Here is a 14,326-nt window from a genome sequence, read left to right on the forward strand (position 1 = left end):
GGGACCTACTCGGCGCTGGCCAGGCCGACCGACACGTAGTCGATGCCGCCCGAGAAGCCCGCGTGCGCGTAGGCGCCCGCGATGTTGGAGCCGACGACCATGACGGCCTTCTCGAAGAGCAGCGGCACGGCGGGTGCGAGCTCCATGATCTGCTCGTCGAGCGCGCCCCAGGCCGCGTTGGCCTCCTCGACGTCGGTCATCGCGCGGATCTCGGTCATGCGCTGGTTGACGTCGGGGTCGTTCAGCTGGGCGACGTTCGAGTTGCCCTTCTCGAAGATCTGGGTGCCCTCGAAGATCGGCGGCAGGAAGGTCGCGCCCGAGGCCCAGTCCGGGCACCAGCCCGTGATCGCCGCGTCGTGCTGCTGCGACGTCGTGCCGATGACCTCGTAGAAGGTCGCCGAGTCGATGAGGTTGAATTCGACCGTGATGTCGGCCTGGGCGAGCGCCTGCTGGATCGCCTCGGCCTGCGCCTGCATCTTCGGGTTGTTCCGGATGTCGAGGGTGAACTCGAATCCGTCGGGGTAGCCCGCCTCGGCGAGCAGCGCCTTCGCGGCCTCGGGGTCGCCCTCGGAGTTCTCGCTCGGGTAGAGGTCGAACTCGGTGAAGCCCGCGACGGTCGGCGGCATCATCGTGGTGGCGATGTCGGCGAGCTGGCTGCCGCCGGTGCCGTCCTTGACGGCCTGCTTGTTCACGGCGAGGTTGATCGCCTGGCGCACGAGCGGGTTGTCCATGCCGGGCTTCGTGGTGTTCAGCGGCATGTAGGTGGTGCAGCCCTGGAGGCCCTGGATGGTGCGCTCCTGGATCTCGGGGGTCTGGATGCGCGCGATCGAGGCCGCCTGCACGGAGCCCGCGATGGCGTCCTTGTCGGCGCCCTGGCCGGCGATCATGCGCTCGTCGATCGTGGCGCCGTCGAGCCCGAAGGTCCACTCGAACGAGTCGGGGTACGCCTTGCGCACGTCGTCGGTCGCGGCATCCCAGTGCTCGTTGCGCTCGAGGACGAGCGTGCTGCCGCGCTGGTACTCGGTGACCCGGTACGGGCCGGACGCGATGGGCTGCTGGTCGATCGAGGTCGTCGTCACGCCCTCGTCGGCCGGGAACGGGGTGAACGGCGCCTGCCCGACCACGGCCGCGAAGTCGGCGTACGGCTGGTTGAGGTGGAAGACGATGGTCTTCTCGTCGGGCGTCTCGATGGTGTCGAGGGGGCCCGAGATGTAGAAGCCCTGGTAGTCCTCGGGCATGTCGAGCACGATCTTCGCGTAGGGCGAGCCGATCGAGATCGAGGGGTCGAGCGAGCGCTCGACGCCGAACTTCACGTCGGCGCTCGTGATGGGGGTGCCGTCCTCGAAGAAGATGTCGTCCTTCAGCGTGAAGGTCCAGACGGTGGCGTCCTCGTTGGGCGTGCCGGTGTCGGTCGCGAGGTCGGGGACGATCTCGGTGCCCTTCGCGCCCTCGCCGACGCCCTGCGTGGTGAGCGTGCGGTAGATGAGGCGGTAGAAGTTGTTCACGCCGCCGTCGAAGCCCTGCGCGGGGTCGAGGTGCGAGAAGTCCGTGTTCTGCAGCACGTGCAGGGTTCCGCCCTCGACGGGCTGGCCCCCGACACCGTCGGTCGACCCTGACCCGGTGTTCGAGGCGGTGCAGCCCACCAGGGCGATGGACGTCGCGATCGCGAGTCCGAGGAACGCAGTGCGTCTCTTCATGCTCTGTTCTCTCTCTGTGTTCGGGTTCTTCTGCGTTCGGGGCGGACGCCCCGACGACGGGTGGTGCAGTTCAGGCCCGGCGCAGCCACACGCGCATGGCCGCCGCCCCGCGATTGCCCCAGAGGTGGTAGGGCACGAGCGTGACGGTGGTGGCGGCGGATGCCGCGGCATCCGTCACCCGATCGGCGACGAGCTCGGGGTAGAGCCCGTCGGTCGGCAGGGGCGCGACGCCGGCGTCGAGCAGCACGACGCGTGTGCTCGCCTCGCTGTTCGGGGTCACGCGGCGGGATTCGGTGCGCGCCGTCGGCACGGCGGCCGGCGAGACGACCACGAGGTCGAGGTCTGCGTCGGTGTCGGCCTGCTCGGCGCAGTAGACGACCGGCCCTCTAGCGACGGCGAGCGAGGCGCGCAGACCGTCGACGCGCGGGTCGGCGCCGTGCGCGCGCACGGGCATCGGCAGCGTGAGCTCGAGCCGGTCGCCCGCCGCGAGCACTCGGTCGACGTGCAGCCAGCCGGCCGCGGCATCCGCTTCGACCTGCTCGCCGTTGATCGTGAGGCTCGCACCCCGGCACCAGGCGGGGATGCGCAGGGCCAGTCGAGTGCGCCCGTCGGCGGCGCGCACGTCGATGGCGATGCGCTCGTCCCACGGGTAGTCGGTCGTGACGGAGAGGGCGAGCCCGTCGACGTCGAGGTCCGAGGTCGCGTACTGGGCGACGTGCAGGGTTCCGCCGTCGAGCACGGCGAGGTGGTCCTGCAGCTCGGCGGTCCAGCGGATGATGTTCGGCGGGCAGCAGGGACAGACGAACCAGCCGCGGCGGAGCAGCTCGCCCTCGGGCTCGGCACCCGTGCGCTGCTGGTGGTCGGGGCGGCGCTGCAGCGGGTTGTCGTAGAAGAACGCCCGGCCGTCGTCGCTGAGGCCGGCGGCGTAGGCGTTGTAGAGCACGGTCTCGAACGTGTCGAGGAAGGCGGCCTCGCCCGAGGCGAGGAACATGCGCCACGCCCACTGCATGGTCGCGATCGCCGCGCAGGTCTCGCTGTACGAGCGCTCCGACGGCAGCTCGAACCGGTCGCCGATGGCCTCGTCGGAGTGCCGGGCGCCGAGGCCGCCGGTGATGTAGAGCTTGGAGGCGAGCATGTCGTCCCAGAGCCGGCGCATGGCGGCGTCGAGCGAGGCGTCGCCGGTCTCGAGGGCGACGTCCGCAGCACCGGCCGCGAGGTAGGTCATGCGCACCGCGTGCCCGGTCACGGAGTCGAGCTCGCGGAGCGGGGCGCTGTCCTGGAAGTACTCGGCCGGGAACACGCGGAGCTCGACGGTGCCGTGCCCGCGCCGGTCGATGAAGCGACGGGAGAGGTCGAGGTAGCGGTCGTCCCCCGTCTCGCGGGTGAGCTCGACGAGGGCCATCTCGATCTCGGGATGCCCGCACACGGCCTCCGCGCCGGTCGGGCCGAAGCGCTCGACGGCGAGGTCGGCGAAGCGGCGCGCGACGGTGAGCAGGCGCTCGTCGCCGAGCTGGCGGGCGGCGGCGACGGCGGCCTGGATCAGGTGGCCGAGGTTGTAGAGCTCGTGCCCCCAGGCCAGGTCCTCCCACGGCTCCTTGGGGACGTCGGGCGCCTGGTAGTAGGAGTTCAGGTAGCCGTCCTCGCGCTGGGCCCGCTCGATGAGGTCGACCGCCTCCTCGTAGAAGGCCTCGGTCGCGGCATCCGCTCGCTCACCGGCGGGCCGGGCGAGTTCGTAGGCGAGGCCCTCGAGCGTCTTGAAGACGTCGGTGTCGAGGAACGGGTAGCGGCCGCGGTAGGCGGTCCGCGCGAGCGTCTCGGGCTCGGCGATGCGGCGGAGGTTCTCGAGGTTGCCGGCCGTGCGGAGCTCGCCGAGCGTGTGCGGCACGGTCTCGTCGCGATTGCGCCGCTGCCAGGTCGCCAGCACGCCGCCGGTGATCCGCGCGGCGTCGGCGCCGAGCGGGACCCGCGCACTCGCGATGGGGGCGACGGCCGGGCGGCGAACGCCCGCGGGAGTCGCGCTCGCAGCGGCGGTCGCATGCGCGGTCGATCCGACGACGATGTCTGACATGACGATTCAGGCCCTTCTGTACCGTGTGACACATCACACTACGGCACTTTGTAGTGGGTGACATATTACTCACGCGGACCGTGGCCCGGTCAAGCCAGGACGGGACGTTCGGGTCAGGCTTAACGCGATCGAAACGTTCGCCCTCGACCGACGGCTCAGTCCTCGAGCAGGCGCTCGAACAGCACGTGGTCCTGCCAGCTCCCGGCGATGCGCAGGTATCGGCGTGCGAGGCCGATGCGCTCGAAGCCGTTGCGCTCGAGCACGGCCTGCGAGGCGGCGTTGTGCACGAGCGTGCCCGCCTGGACGCGGTGCAGGCCGTGCTCGCGGGCCGCGTGGAGGGCCACGCCGACCGCCGTGGTCGCGAGCCCGCGACCGGTGAGTCGGCCGTCGACCCAGTAGCCGAGGTTCGCGTTCAGGAAGACGCCGCGCACGATGTCGGAGAGGTTCACGCGGCCGACGATCTCGTCGTCGTCGTCGACGAGCACGAGCGGGATCGCCCGGCCCGACGCGTACCGCTCGAGGAGCGCCCTCACCTCGCGCACGTGCACCGCATCGGAGAAGAAGCCCGGGGAGCGCTCGGGCTCCCACGGCGCGAGGTGCTCGCGATTGCGCCGGTACGCCTCGGCGAGCGCGGGCCCGTCGTCGTCGGCGAGCAACCGCACGACGATGCCGTCGTCGAGCTCGACCGGGTCGCGCATGCGATCTCCTCCCCTGCGGTGGGCACCGCGGATGCCGCGGGGCAGCCAACCACGCTAGCAGCCGCCCCTGCGGGCAGGAACGGCCCTGCGACGTCCTCGCGGCGTCGGCGCCGACCCCGTTGTCGCCGCGCGAACGTGGTTCCCGCAGGGCCTCCCTTGCGCGCGCCGTCCGACGTAGCGTGGAGGCATGGAAGACGTCCGCGCCGATATCAAGGAGTTCCTGAGCTCCCGCCGCGCCCGCATCACGCCCGAACAGGCCGGGCTGCCCGCGTACGGAGGCAACCGCCGCGTGCCGGGGCTCCGACGCGAGGAGGTCGCGATGCTCGCGGGCGTCTCGGTCGACTACTACGTGCGCCTCGAGCGCGGCGACCTGGCCGGGGCATCCGAGAGCGTGCTCGACGCGCTCGCGCGCACGCTGCAGCTCGACGACGCGGAGCGCGAGTACCTCTTCGACCTGGCCCGTGCCGCCGGGCCGGCGCCCCGGCGCGCCTCGAAGCCGAAGAACACGGTCCGGCCCGCGGTGCAGCAGGTGCTCGACGCCATCGGCGACGCCCCGGCGTGGGTGCGCAACGGGCGCCACGACATCCTCGCGGCCAACCTGCTCGCGCGCGCCCTGTACTCCCCCGTCTTCGACGACCCGCGCCGCCCGGTCAACACGACTCGGTTCGCGTACCTGAACCCGGCCGCGAGGGAGTTCTGGCGCGACTACGACCAGATCACGCACGATGCCGCGGCGATGCTGCGGCTCGAGGCGGGGCGCACCCCGCACGATCCCGACCTGATCCGGCTCATCGGCGAGCTGTCGACGCAGAGCGAGCTGTTCCGCGAGCGGTGGGCGTCGCGCGACGTGAAGTTCCACCGCAGCGGGCTGAAGCGCCTGCACCACCCGGTCGTCGGCGATCTCGACCTGAACTACGAGTCGATGGAACTGCCGAGCGAGCCGGGCCTCGTGCTGAACGTCTACACGGCGCCGGCGGGCTCCGCGTCGGCCGACGCCCTGAAGCTGCTCGCGTCGTGGGCCGCGACGAACGAGGCCGCCCTCACGGCCGACGCGCCGTCGCCCGCCGCCGGCTGACGACCACGCGACGAGCGGATGCCGCGCCGTGGCATCCGCTCGTCGCCGTGATCAGCTCCCGGGGTACTCCCCATCGGCCAACAGGTCGCCCCACTCCGTCTCGGGTTCGCCCGCGCCGGGCGACTCCCAGAGCGCGAGGTGGCACATGAAGTGCTCGGCCGTCGCACCGTGCCAGTGCCATTCGCCCGGCGGCGTGTACACCGTGTCGCCGGGGCGGAGCACGATGAGCTCCTCGCCGCGGCTCTGCACGTATCCGAGCCCCTCGGTCACGTGCAGCGTCTGGCCGACGGCGTGCCGGTGCCAGGCCGTGTGCGCGCCCGGCGTGAACCGCACGAGGTTCAGGCGGGTGCGCGAGGGCTGCTCGCCGGCGTAGTACGCGTTGAAGTACACGTCGCCCGTGAACCACGCCTCGGGTCCCTTGACGGTGGGGGTCTTCGGTTGCAGCTCGGTGCTCATCGTCCCTGTTCTCCTTCGTGATGGATTCGTTCGTGCGTCACAGGCCGACCGCGGCCATGCCCGCGTCGTCGTAGCGGTTGCCGGCCACGCCGATGCGGTCGACGAGCGCGTCGAGATCGGCGATGTCGTCGGCCGAGAGGGCGACGGACGTCGCGCCCGCGTTCTCGTCGATGCGCTCGCGGCGACGCGTGCCCGGGATCGGCACGATGAACGGATGCTGCGCCAGCAGCCACGCGAGCGCGACCTGGCCGGGTGTCGCGCCGCGACCCTCGGCGAGCGCGCGCACGTGATCGACGAGCGCCTGGTTGGCCAGGAGGTTCTCGCGCTCGAAGCGCGGGACCCTGGCGCGGATCTCGCCCTCGGCGAAGGTCGCGTCGGCCGACACGGATCCCGTGAGGAACCCCTTGCCGAGCGGGCTGAAGGGCACGAAGCCGATGCCGAGCTCGGCGACCGTCGGCAGCACCTCGGCCTCGGGGTCGCGGGTCCAGAGCGAGTACTCGCTCTGGACGGCGGTCACGGGGTGCACGGCGTGCGCGCGGCGGATGGTGCCGGCTCCGGCCTCCGAGAGCCCGAAGTGGCGCACCTTGCCCTCGGCGACGAGCTCGCCGACCGTGCCGGCGACGTCCTCGATCGGCACGTCGGGGTCGACCCGGTGCTGGTAGAAGAGATCGAGCACGTCGACGCCGAGACGCCGCAGCGAGGCATCCGCCACCTCGCGGATGTGCTCGGGGCGCGAGTCGGTGCCCCGCATCTGCCCGTCGACGAGATTGAAGCCGAACTTCGTCGCGATCACGACCCGGTCGCGGATCGGGGCGATCGCCTCGCCGACGAGCTCCTCGTTGACCCAGGGGCCGTAGACCTCCGCGGTGTCGATGAAGGTCACCCCCTGCTCGACGGCGTACCGCAGCACGCCGATCATGTCGTCGCGGTCGCCGGGGTTCGGGCCGTAGCTCATGGACATGCCCATGGCCCCGAGCCCGATGGCCGAGACCTCCAGGCCCTGGCCGAGTGTTCGCGTGTGCATCTGCTGCTCCTTCGCTCTGTGTTCGATCATGAACCGGTGGGGCTCAGAAGGCGACCATGACCTTCAGCGCCTCGCGGGCGTCCATCGCCGCGTAGCCGGCGGGCACGTCGTCGATCGAGACGGTGCGGTCGAACACGCGACCCGGGTCGATCTCGCCGCGGAGCACCTGCCCGATGGCGGGCTCGAGGTAGGCGCGCACGGGGGCGGGCCCGCCCGTGAGGGTGGCGTTCTTCCCGAACAGCGAGCCGAACCCGATGGGCGCGGCCTCGTACTGCGGCACGCCGACCCGCGAGATCACGCCGCCCGGACGCACGACGCCGTACGCCTGCTCGTACGCGGGCATGTGGCCGACGGCCTCGAGCACGACGTGACTGCCCTCGCCGCCCGTGAGCTCCATGACCCGCGCGATGCCCTCGTCGCCGCGCTCGGCGACGACGTCGGTCGCGCCCCACTCGACGCCGAGGTCGGTGCGGGCGGTGTGGCGGCCCATGAGGATGACGCGCTCGGCGCCCAGCTGCCGCGACGCGAGCACGGCCGAGAGGCCGACCGCGCCGTCGCCGATCACGGTGACGGTCTTCCCCGGCGCGACCCGGCCCATGTGCGCCGCGTGATAGCCCGTCAGGTAGACATCCGACAGCGCGAGCAGCGACCCGAGCAGTCGCTCGTCGGCCATGGCCGGGTCGATGCCGGGCACCACCACGAGGCTGCCGTCGGCCTGCGGGATGCGGGCCAGCTCGGCCTGCAGGCCGCCGTTGTCGCCGCCGTACCAGCCGCCGTGCACGCACGAGGTCTGGAACCCCTCGCGGCAGAACACGCACGTGTTGTCCTGGAACGCGAACGGCGCGACCACGAGGTCGCCGCGCCGCAGGGTCGTGACGGCCGAGCCGATCTCCTCGACGACGCCGATGAGCTCGTGGCCCATAGCCGTGCCGTGCGCGCTGCCGGGCATCGAGTGGTAGGGGTGCAGGTCGCTGCCGCACACGCACGCGCGCACCGCGCGCACGATCGCATCGGTCTCGTGGCGGATGACGGGGTCGGGCACGGTCTCGACCCGCACGTCGCCCGCGCCGTACATGAATGTCGCCTTCATGGAATCCTTCGCATCGGTTTCGTCGCGAGCCGGTCGGCATCGCGACGGTTCCCATTCCACGCGCATGCGCCCGCGCCCGGGAGCCCCTGACGGAACAGGTACCGACAGACCCTGTCTCCCGATGCGCGTCGGGAGGATCATGATGAGCGGATGCCGCAGCCGAGCGGATGCCGCGAAGGGAAGACCATGAGCACCTGGACCGCCGACGAACTCGAGACGCTCGACCGCGCGGGCGAGATCCGCGTCGCCGGACGCCGCGACGACGGATCCCTGCGAACGCCCGTCATCATCTGGCACGTCGTCATCGACGGCGTGCTCTACGCCCGCTCGGTCCGCGGCCCCGAGGGCAAGTGGTTCGTGGGCGTCATGCGAAACGGCACAGGCACGATCACCTGGGGCGGGCAGACGCGCGAGGTCTCGTACACGCTCGACGCCTCGCACGACGATGCGATCGACGACGCCTACTTCGCCAAGTACGGACGCGGGTCGGCGAGCCAGTCGATCACGAGCGACGTCGCGAGGCAGACGACGCTGCGAATCGACCCGAGCTGAGCCGAGACCGGCCGACGTGCACGGGTGAACAGGTGAACGGCCCGTTCACGGGGCTGTGCTAACGTCACCCGCGATAGCGCCTAGGGTTCCGGGATCGTGAGGTCCGCCTGGTCCGAGCGGCGCCACGCCAGCCGTCCGACGGCGGGCGTCATCTGACAGGACAAAAGCCCGGAGGACCCGGTTCGTCGCGCCCGCGGCGACCTGAAGGGTCCCGGATTGTCCCCCATCGCGCTCGTCCTCGTGCTCGCCGCCGCCGTCTGCCACGCGGCCTGGAACATCCTCGCGCACGGCGTGAGCCGCATCGGGCTGCCGTTCCTCTGGCTGGGGGCCGTCGCCTCATCGGTCCTCTGGCTTCCGCTCGTGCCCCTGACCGGCGGCCTCGGCGAGGCGTCGTGGAGCCACTTCGCCCTGGCCGTCGCGGTCTCGGCCGTGCTGCACTGCGCCTACATGCTCGTGCTCCAGCGCGGCTACGCCACGGGCCGCCTGTCCACGGTCTACGCGACCGCCCGCGGCACGGGCCCCACGATCAGCGTGCTCGTCGCGGTGCTCGTGCTCGGCGAACGACCCTCGGGATGGGCGCTCGCCGGCGTCGCGGTGATCATCGGCGCGGTCGTCGCGATCGGCATGCTCGACCGCGGACGTGCGGCATCCACAGCGATGCCGCAGCACGGGCGCCGACCTCGACTCGACGCCGGCATCGTGTGGGGACTCGTCACCGGGGTCGCGATCGCCGCCTACACGATCTGGGACGCCCAGGCCGTGCGCGACTGGTCGGTCACCCCGGTCGCCTTCATGGTCGGCTGCACGCTCGGCGAGCTCGTGCTCTTCGGCGCCGCGCTCGGCCGGCGCTGGCGCGAGGTCGGCGCGGTCGCTCGCGGCCACTGGCCGCGCCTGCTGCTCTTCGGCCTGCTCTCGCCGCTGTCGTACATCCTCGTGCTCGTCGCGATGACCATGGCCCCGGTCGCGCTGGTGGCGCCCATGCGGGAGGTCAGCGTCGTGCTCGTCAGCCTCTTCGGGGCGATCGCCCTTCGCGAGGGGCGCGCCGGATGGCGCGTCGCGGCATCCGTGCTCGTCGTCGCCGGGGTCGCGCTCATGGCGACGTGACCCAGGTGCGCCGGATCGCGGCTCTGGGGCTTCGGGCGATCGGTGCGAACCCGTCGAGGCGCCAGGGCTGGCCGAACGACGACTCCAGCGGGGTCAGGCGTCGACGGCCTCGAGCCGACCGCTCTCGATCGCCCGGGTGAACGTGCGGAAGTCGTCCTCGTTCTGGTCGGCGTAGGTCACGGCGAAGTCGGAGATCGCCTCGTCGAACACGTGCGAGCGTCCGAGGTAGGCCGCGATCTGCACGCGGTCGCCCGTGCGCCCGTGCGCCCTCGCGAGCGTCTGCCCGCAGAGCCGGGCGTAGAGCATCCCACCGGCCGGCACCATCCCCTCGGGGTCGAACGAGCCCTTCCAGTCATGGAGCTGGCGCACGTAGAAGTCCCGCTGCCGCCCGGTCGCGTCGGCGATGCCGCGCTGCCATCCCAGGAAGATGTCGCCCGACGCCTGCATCATCCGCTGGCCGCGCACGACGCGTTCGCCGTGGCTCTCGAACTCGCTCGACCCGAGGAAGCGTTCGAGCACGGACGCCTGCGCCTCCTTCGCCTGCAGCAGGATCGGATCGCCGTCGTCGCGTCCCTTGAGCAGCAGGATCCAGGCGCGCGTGCCGACGCTGCCGACCCCGGAGACCCGGCGAGCCATGTGCACGTAGGAGTACTCGGCGAGCGGGTGGCGATCGGCGACGAGCGTGGACCGGTACGAGGTCAGCACGTCGTGCATCACGTCCGCGGTCACGGCCTGCCCGACGCCCTCGAAGTCCTCGATGGGCACGACGATCGGCGGGTCCGCGATGATCCTCATGCGACCGTCCTCGACCGCGACCAGCTTCGAGAAGGCCTTCATCCGGTCCTTGGTGAACGCCTTCGCGACGATCGAGTCGAGTTGGTTCACCTGCCGCTTCCCGATATGGTCCGCGGCACGTTCGCGGCGCACCCATTCCTGCAGTCGCTCGATGGCGACGGAGTCGTACCACGCGTCGAGCACGGATGCCTCGGCCGAGCCCTGCATCTGCTCCCGGTAGCCGCGGACGGCCTCGCGTCGCAGGTCGCGCCGCTCGTCGTCGGTGAATCCCCGATGCCGACCGGCGATCTCGAAGCTCGCGGCGAGCCGCTTCACATCCCACTCGAACGGGCCGGGCAGCGTCTCGTCGAAGTCGTTGATGTCGAACACCAGCCGGCGCTCCGGTGTGCCGAACAGTCCGAAGTTCGAGAGGTGCGCGTCGCCGCAGAGTTGGACGACGAGCCCGCTGTCCGGCCTCGGGGCGAGATCCCCCGCCATGATCAGCGCGGCGCCGCGGAAGAAGGCGAACGGCGACACCCGCATGCGTCCGTGCCGGATCGGCACGAGTTCGGGGTCCCGTTGCGCGGCCTGCTCCTCGAGCAGCGAGACCGGATCGGCCCGCGTCGGCGAGGGCGACCACTCCGCGTGACTCGAGCGGGGCATGCGCGCCCGCAGGGCACGCCCCGCCTCCCGGCGTGCCTCGAAGTCGGGTGACGCCGGCGCCAGCCGGGCCACGGATGCCGCATCGGCCTCGGTCATGCGCCCACCTCCGTCGATTCGGTGCCGATCGGCGACGCCGACGCGTTCGGCGCGGCCGCCGGATCGGGTTCGGTCGTCGGGGCGACCGATCCCGCGCTCCGCAGGAACATGATCAGCCAGGCGAAGATGAGCGCGAACGCCACCAGCTCCACCGCGGTCAGGTTGTAGTACCCCGTGATGAAGAAGACCGCGAGCACAACGATGACGCCGACGAACACGTAGCCGAGCAGGATGAAGACCCTCGGCATCGAGGGCACGAGCACGGGGAGGGCCACGACCATCGCCACGTAGACGACCGCCATGCCCGACGCCGACAGGTTGTGCATCTCGAGGAAGTCGTCGACCGGGAACAGCCCGACGCAGGCGAGGAGGATGCCGATGACGATCAGGCCCAGGCGCACCAGGTTCCGGCCCCGCGCCTCGGCGGGCGTGGTGGTCGGCAGCCACGCCGTGGCGTAGTGCGAGATCGTGGTCACCATCACGCCGGCGATGATCAGCGTGAGGTTGAACGCCAGGGCCGAGATGTCGTCGCTGATGCCCAGCGTGCTGAGGTTCTTCTGCCACCAGAGCGGGTCGGAGGCGCTCAGGGTGCTCGCGAGCGTGCCGACCACGAGGAAGAGCGCCAGCACGATCGAGAGCAGCATCGGCGTGAGGTTCACGGCCGAGAGGAACGCGGCGTAGGCCGTGATCGCCATGGCCACCCCCACGAGGGCCGCAGCCGCGGTCGCGTAGATCCGCGCCCCCTCGAAGCCCGAGCTGAAGACCGCCGCGAGGCTGATCCACCCGAGCAGTGCGATGACGGCGTGCGCGAGGCACAGGGCCGCGACGTCGAACCAGCGCAGGCGACGCCAGACGCGGGTCGGGGTTCGCCCGTCGGCGAGGGTTCGACGGTGCTCCGCCCGGCGCAGGAGGCATCCGTACCCGAAGGCGAGCAGGGCCGCGATCGCCGACCCGACGGCGGCGGCGTCGCCCACGGATCCGCGGCCCGCGATCGGCAGGTCGCGCCCCCAGAAGAGGACGAGCGCGGGAACCACGCCGACCACGAAGGCGACGGTGCCGACGAGGAGCGCGGAGGACTCGCGGGACTCGGCATCCGCGATGGGATGGCGGATGATGCGGACGAGGGATGTCGGCTGACTCACGGGAACCTCCGTCTCGGGCTCGACGCAGTCGGCGTGCTCTGCGCTCCCAATTCGGAGAGTACCCCCACAGGACTTGCCGGAGAAGCATGACTTTCCGTCGGCTTTCGGGCTAGTTTTGGCGAAAGACGTCACCTGCTCGGAGGAGAGGCCCCGTGAGCGCACCCGACAACACCGAGACCCCGACGTTCAACGGAAAGCTCGCGCTTCTCCTGTCCATGGCGATGTTCGTGCTCGTCGTCGACACGTCGATCATGAACGTGTCGATCTCCGCGGTCGTCGAGGACATCGGCACCACCGTCAGCGGCGTGCAGGGGGCGATCGCGCTCGAGGCGCTCGTCTCCGCCGCGTTCATCCTGATCGGCGGCAAGGTCGGCGACCTCATCGGGCGCAAGCGCGCCTACGTGATCGGGCTCCTCTGCTACGCCACCGGCGCGTTGGCGATGACCCTCGCGCAGAGCCTCGTGCCGATCATCCTCTTCTGGGCCGTCATCGGCGGCCTCGGCGCCTCGCTGCTCCTGCCCTCGATGCAGTCGCTCATCCACGGCAACTTCGAGGGCAAGGCGCAGACGCGGGTCTACGCCATGGTCGGCGCCTCGGCCGCCATCGCCGCCGCCGTCGGCCCGCTGATCGGCGGCGTCATCACGACGTTCCTGTCGTGGCGGGTCTCCTTCCTCCTCGAGGCCGTCATCATCGCGGTGGTCCTCGCCGGCATCCGTCTCGTGCACGACGTGCCCTACACCGGGCCACGGCACATCGACCTCGTCGGCTCCGTCCTGTCGGTGCTCGGCATGGGCGGCGTCGTCATCGGCATTCTCGTGTGGCAGGAGGGCGGCGAGGCGGTCGGCATCCTGATCGCCGTCGGCCTGGTCGGGCTCGGCAGCCTGGCGTACTGGCTGGTCCGGCGCAAGCGTCAGGGAAAGCCGACCCTGATCGATCCGGCGCTGTTCGCATCGAAGCTGTTCCGGCTCGGCATCACCGGGCAGCTGCTGCAGCAGATCGCACTCGGCGGCACGATGATCGTGCTCCCGATCTACCTGCAGATGGTGCTCGGCTACAACGCCCTGCTCGCCGGACTCTCGATCGCACCCCTCTCGCTCAGCATGTTCGTCGTGGCGATGCTCGTCGGCCGTCGGGCGGGCGGGCGACGACCGGCGAACCTCATCCTCTGGGGATTCGTGCTGCTCACGGTCGGCCTCGGCATCCTGATCCCGATCGTGCCCCGCGCGGACTCCGGCTGGTGGCTCCTCGGTCCGCTGATCGTCGCCGGCACCGGGCTCGGCCTGCTGGTCTCCCAGCTGAACAACTACACGCTCTCGCCGATCTCGAACGAGCGCGTGAGCGAGGCGGCCGGCGTGAATTCCGCGGCGGGGTCCTTCGGCCTGTCCTTCGGCCTCGCCTTCGCCGGCGCCATCATGCTCGCCGTGCTCTCGCTGACGTTCACCAGCATGGCGAATTCGAGCGCGGTGCTCCCCGCCGACGAGAAGGCGCAGGTCGCCCAGGTCCTCGAGGAGGACGCCGAGATCATGTCGAACGTGCAACTGGACGAACTGCTGGTCGAGCAGCCGGAGGCGATCGCCGACGAGATCGTGCGCATCAACACCGAGGCGCGGCCGATCGCCCTGCAGGTCGCCCTCTTCATCCCGCTCATCGCGGCCCTCCTGGGTCTCCTCAACGGCTTCCGCATGCGACGCCAACCGGATCCGAAGCCGAACGACGCGGCCGAGGGCATGCTCCTCGGCTGAGCATCCGTCGCGCCGCGACGCCCATCGGCCGTGAGCCGGCGCTGCAACGACTACGCGGCATGCGTGGTGCGGGCCCGGCCCGGCCGGCGGGAGCATGTGCAGGACGGCCGAGCCCGTTCCGGGCATCCATCGCCGTCGTCCACCG

Annotated in this window: 12 protein-coding genes; 4 read left to right on the forward strand and 8 right to left on the reverse strand. The window is 71.1% G+C overall.

Annotated elements, in window-relative coordinates; genetic code table 11:
- Positions 1-5: 5 nt before the first annotated feature.
- The 3 genes from ACR3IO_RS01345 to ACR3IO_RS01355 form a co-directional block, all read right to left on the reverse strand.
- Positions 6-1,697 carry an ABC transporter substrate-binding protein gene (locus ACR3IO_RS01345; RefSeq protein WP_434069363.1) on the reverse strand — a complete coding sequence of 564 codons (1,692 nt, stop codon included), beginning with the start codon at positions 1,695-1,697 and terminating at the stop codon, positions 6-8.
- Between the two features lie 70 nt (positions 1,698-1,767).
- On the reverse strand, positions 1,768-3,765 hold the full coding sequence (locus ACR3IO_RS01350; RefSeq protein ID WP_434069364.1) for a glycoside hydrolase family 127 protein: 1,998 nt from the start codon (positions 3,763-3,765) through the stop codon (positions 1,768-1,770).
- A gap of 155 nt (positions 3,766-3,920) precedes the next feature.
- Positions 3,921-4,463, reverse strand: coding sequence for a GNAT family N-acetyltransferase (locus ACR3IO_RS01355; RefSeq protein WP_434069365.1), 543 nt, complete (start codon positions 4,461-4,463; stop codon positions 3,921-3,923).
- 187 nt (positions 4,464-4,650) lie between these two features.
- Here ACR3IO_RS01355 and ACR3IO_RS01360 point away from each other — a divergent pair, with 187 nt between their 5' ends.
- Positions 4,651-5,538, forward strand: coding sequence for a helix-turn-helix transcriptional regulator (locus tag ACR3IO_RS01360; RefSeq protein WP_434069366.1), 888 nt, complete (start codon positions 4,651-4,653; stop codon positions 5,536-5,538).
- Between the two features lie 51 nt (positions 5,539-5,589).
- On the opposite strand, the gene ACR3IO_RS01365 is transcribed toward ACR3IO_RS01360, so the two are convergent.
- From ACR3IO_RS01365 to ACR3IO_RS01375, 3 genes are read right to left on the reverse strand one after another with little or no spacing between them, the layout of a single operon-like run.
- Positions 5,590-5,994 (reverse strand): (R)-mandelonitrile lyase, encoded by a 405-nt coding sequence (locus ACR3IO_RS01365; RefSeq protein WP_434069367.1) that lies wholly within the window; start codon positions 5,992-5,994, stop codon positions 5,590-5,592.
- A 37-nt stretch (positions 5,995-6,031) separates the two neighbouring features.
- Positions 6,032-7,018 carry an aldo/keto reductase gene (locus ACR3IO_RS01370; RefSeq protein WP_434069368.1) on the reverse strand — a complete coding sequence of 329 codons (987 nt, stop codon included), beginning with the start codon at positions 7,016-7,018 and terminating at the stop codon, positions 6,032-6,034.
- 43 nt (positions 7,019-7,061) lie between these two features.
- Positions 7,062-8,108 (reverse strand): zinc-binding dehydrogenase, encoded by a 1,047-nt coding sequence (locus tag ACR3IO_RS01375; protein ID WP_434069369.1) that lies wholly within the window; start codon positions 8,106-8,108, stop codon positions 7,062-7,064.
- Between the two features lie 186 nt (positions 8,109-8,294).
- On the opposite strand from ACR3IO_RS01375, the gene ACR3IO_RS01380 reads away from it, so the two are divergent.
- Both ACR3IO_RS01380 and ACR3IO_RS01385 read left to right on the forward strand, forming a co-directional pair.
- Positions 8,295-8,660, forward strand: coding sequence for a DUF2255 family protein (locus ACR3IO_RS01380; RefSeq protein ID WP_434069370.1), 366 nt, complete (start codon positions 8,295-8,297; stop codon positions 8,658-8,660).
- 216 nt (positions 8,661-8,876) lie between these two features.
- Positions 8,877-9,764, forward strand: a complete 888-nt coding sequence (locus tag ACR3IO_RS01385; RefSeq protein ID WP_434069371.1) for an EamA family transporter — start codon at positions 8,877-8,879, stop codon at positions 9,762-9,764.
- A gap of 93 nt (positions 9,765-9,857) precedes the next feature.
- Here ACR3IO_RS01385 and ACR3IO_RS01390 read toward each other — a convergent pair whose 3' ends face one another.
- Positions 9,858-11,297, reverse strand: a complete 1,440-nt coding sequence (locus tag ACR3IO_RS01390) for a DUF2252 domain-containing protein (RefSeq protein WP_434069372.1) — start codon at positions 11,295-11,297, stop codon at positions 9,858-9,860.
- Positions 11,294-12,439, reverse strand: coding sequence for a DUF998 domain-containing protein (locus ACR3IO_RS01395; RefSeq protein WP_434069373.1), 1,146 nt, complete (start codon positions 12,437-12,439; stop codon positions 11,294-11,296). The genes ACR3IO_RS01390 and ACR3IO_RS01395 overlap by 4 nt, the downstream gene beginning before the upstream one ends.
- 215 nt (positions 12,440-12,654) lie before the next feature.
- Here ACR3IO_RS01395 and ACR3IO_RS01400 point away from each other — a divergent pair, with 215 nt between their 5' ends.
- Positions 12,655-14,181, forward strand: a complete 1,527-nt coding sequence (locus ACR3IO_RS01400) for an MFS transporter (protein ID WP_434069824.1) — start codon at positions 12,655-12,657, stop codon at positions 14,179-14,181.
- The last annotated feature ends 145 nt before the right edge of the window (positions 14,182-14,326 follow it).

The organism is Agromyces sp. Marseille-Q5079 (assembly GCF_051016555.1).
Taxonomy (GTDB): domain Bacteria; phylum Actinomycetota; class Actinomycetes; order Actinomycetales; family Microbacteriaceae; genus Agromyces.

What these genes read in the sequence shown, in the direction of transcription:
- ACR3IO_RS01345 (WP_434069363.1), bottom strand. Translation starts at nt 1,697, where the DNA reads ATGAAGAGACGCACTGCGTTCCTCGGACTCGCGATCGCGACGTCCATC.
- ACR3IO_RS01350 (WP_434069364.1), bottom strand. Translation starts at nt 3,765, where the DNA reads ATGTCAGACATCGTCGTCGGATCGACCGCGCATGCGACCGCCGCTGCG.
- ACR3IO_RS01355 (WP_434069365.1), bottom strand. Translation starts at nt 4,463, where the DNA reads ATGCGCGACCCGGTCGAGCTCGACGACGGCATCGTCGTGCGGTTGCTC.
- ACR3IO_RS01360 (WP_434069366.1), top strand. Translation starts at nt 4,651, where the DNA reads ATGGAAGACGTCCGCGCCGATATCAAGGAGTTCCTGAGCTCCCGCCGC.
- ACR3IO_RS01365 (WP_434069367.1), bottom strand. Translation starts at nt 5,994, where the DNA reads ATGAGCACCGAGCTGCAACCGAAGACCCCCACCGTCAAGGGACCCGAG.
- ACR3IO_RS01370 (WP_434069368.1), bottom strand. Translation starts at nt 7,018, where the DNA reads ATGCACACGCGAACACTCGGCCAGGGCCTGGAGGTCTCGGCCATCGGG.
- ACR3IO_RS01375 (WP_434069369.1), bottom strand. Translation starts at nt 8,108, where the DNA reads ATGAAGGCGACATTCATGTACGGCGCGGGCGACGTGCGGGTCGAGACC.
- ACR3IO_RS01380 (WP_434069370.1), top strand. Translation starts at nt 8,295, where the DNA reads ATGAGCACCTGGACCGCCGACGAACTCGAGACGCTCGACCGCGCGGGC.
- ACR3IO_RS01390 (WP_434069372.1), bottom strand. Translation starts at nt 11,297, where the DNA reads ATGACCGAGGCCGATGCGGCATCCGTGGCCCGGCTGGCGCCGGCGTCA.
- ACR3IO_RS01400 (WP_434069824.1), top strand. Translation starts at nt 12,655, where the DNA reads ATGGCGATGTTCGTGCTCGTCGTCGACACGTCGATCATGAACGTGTCG.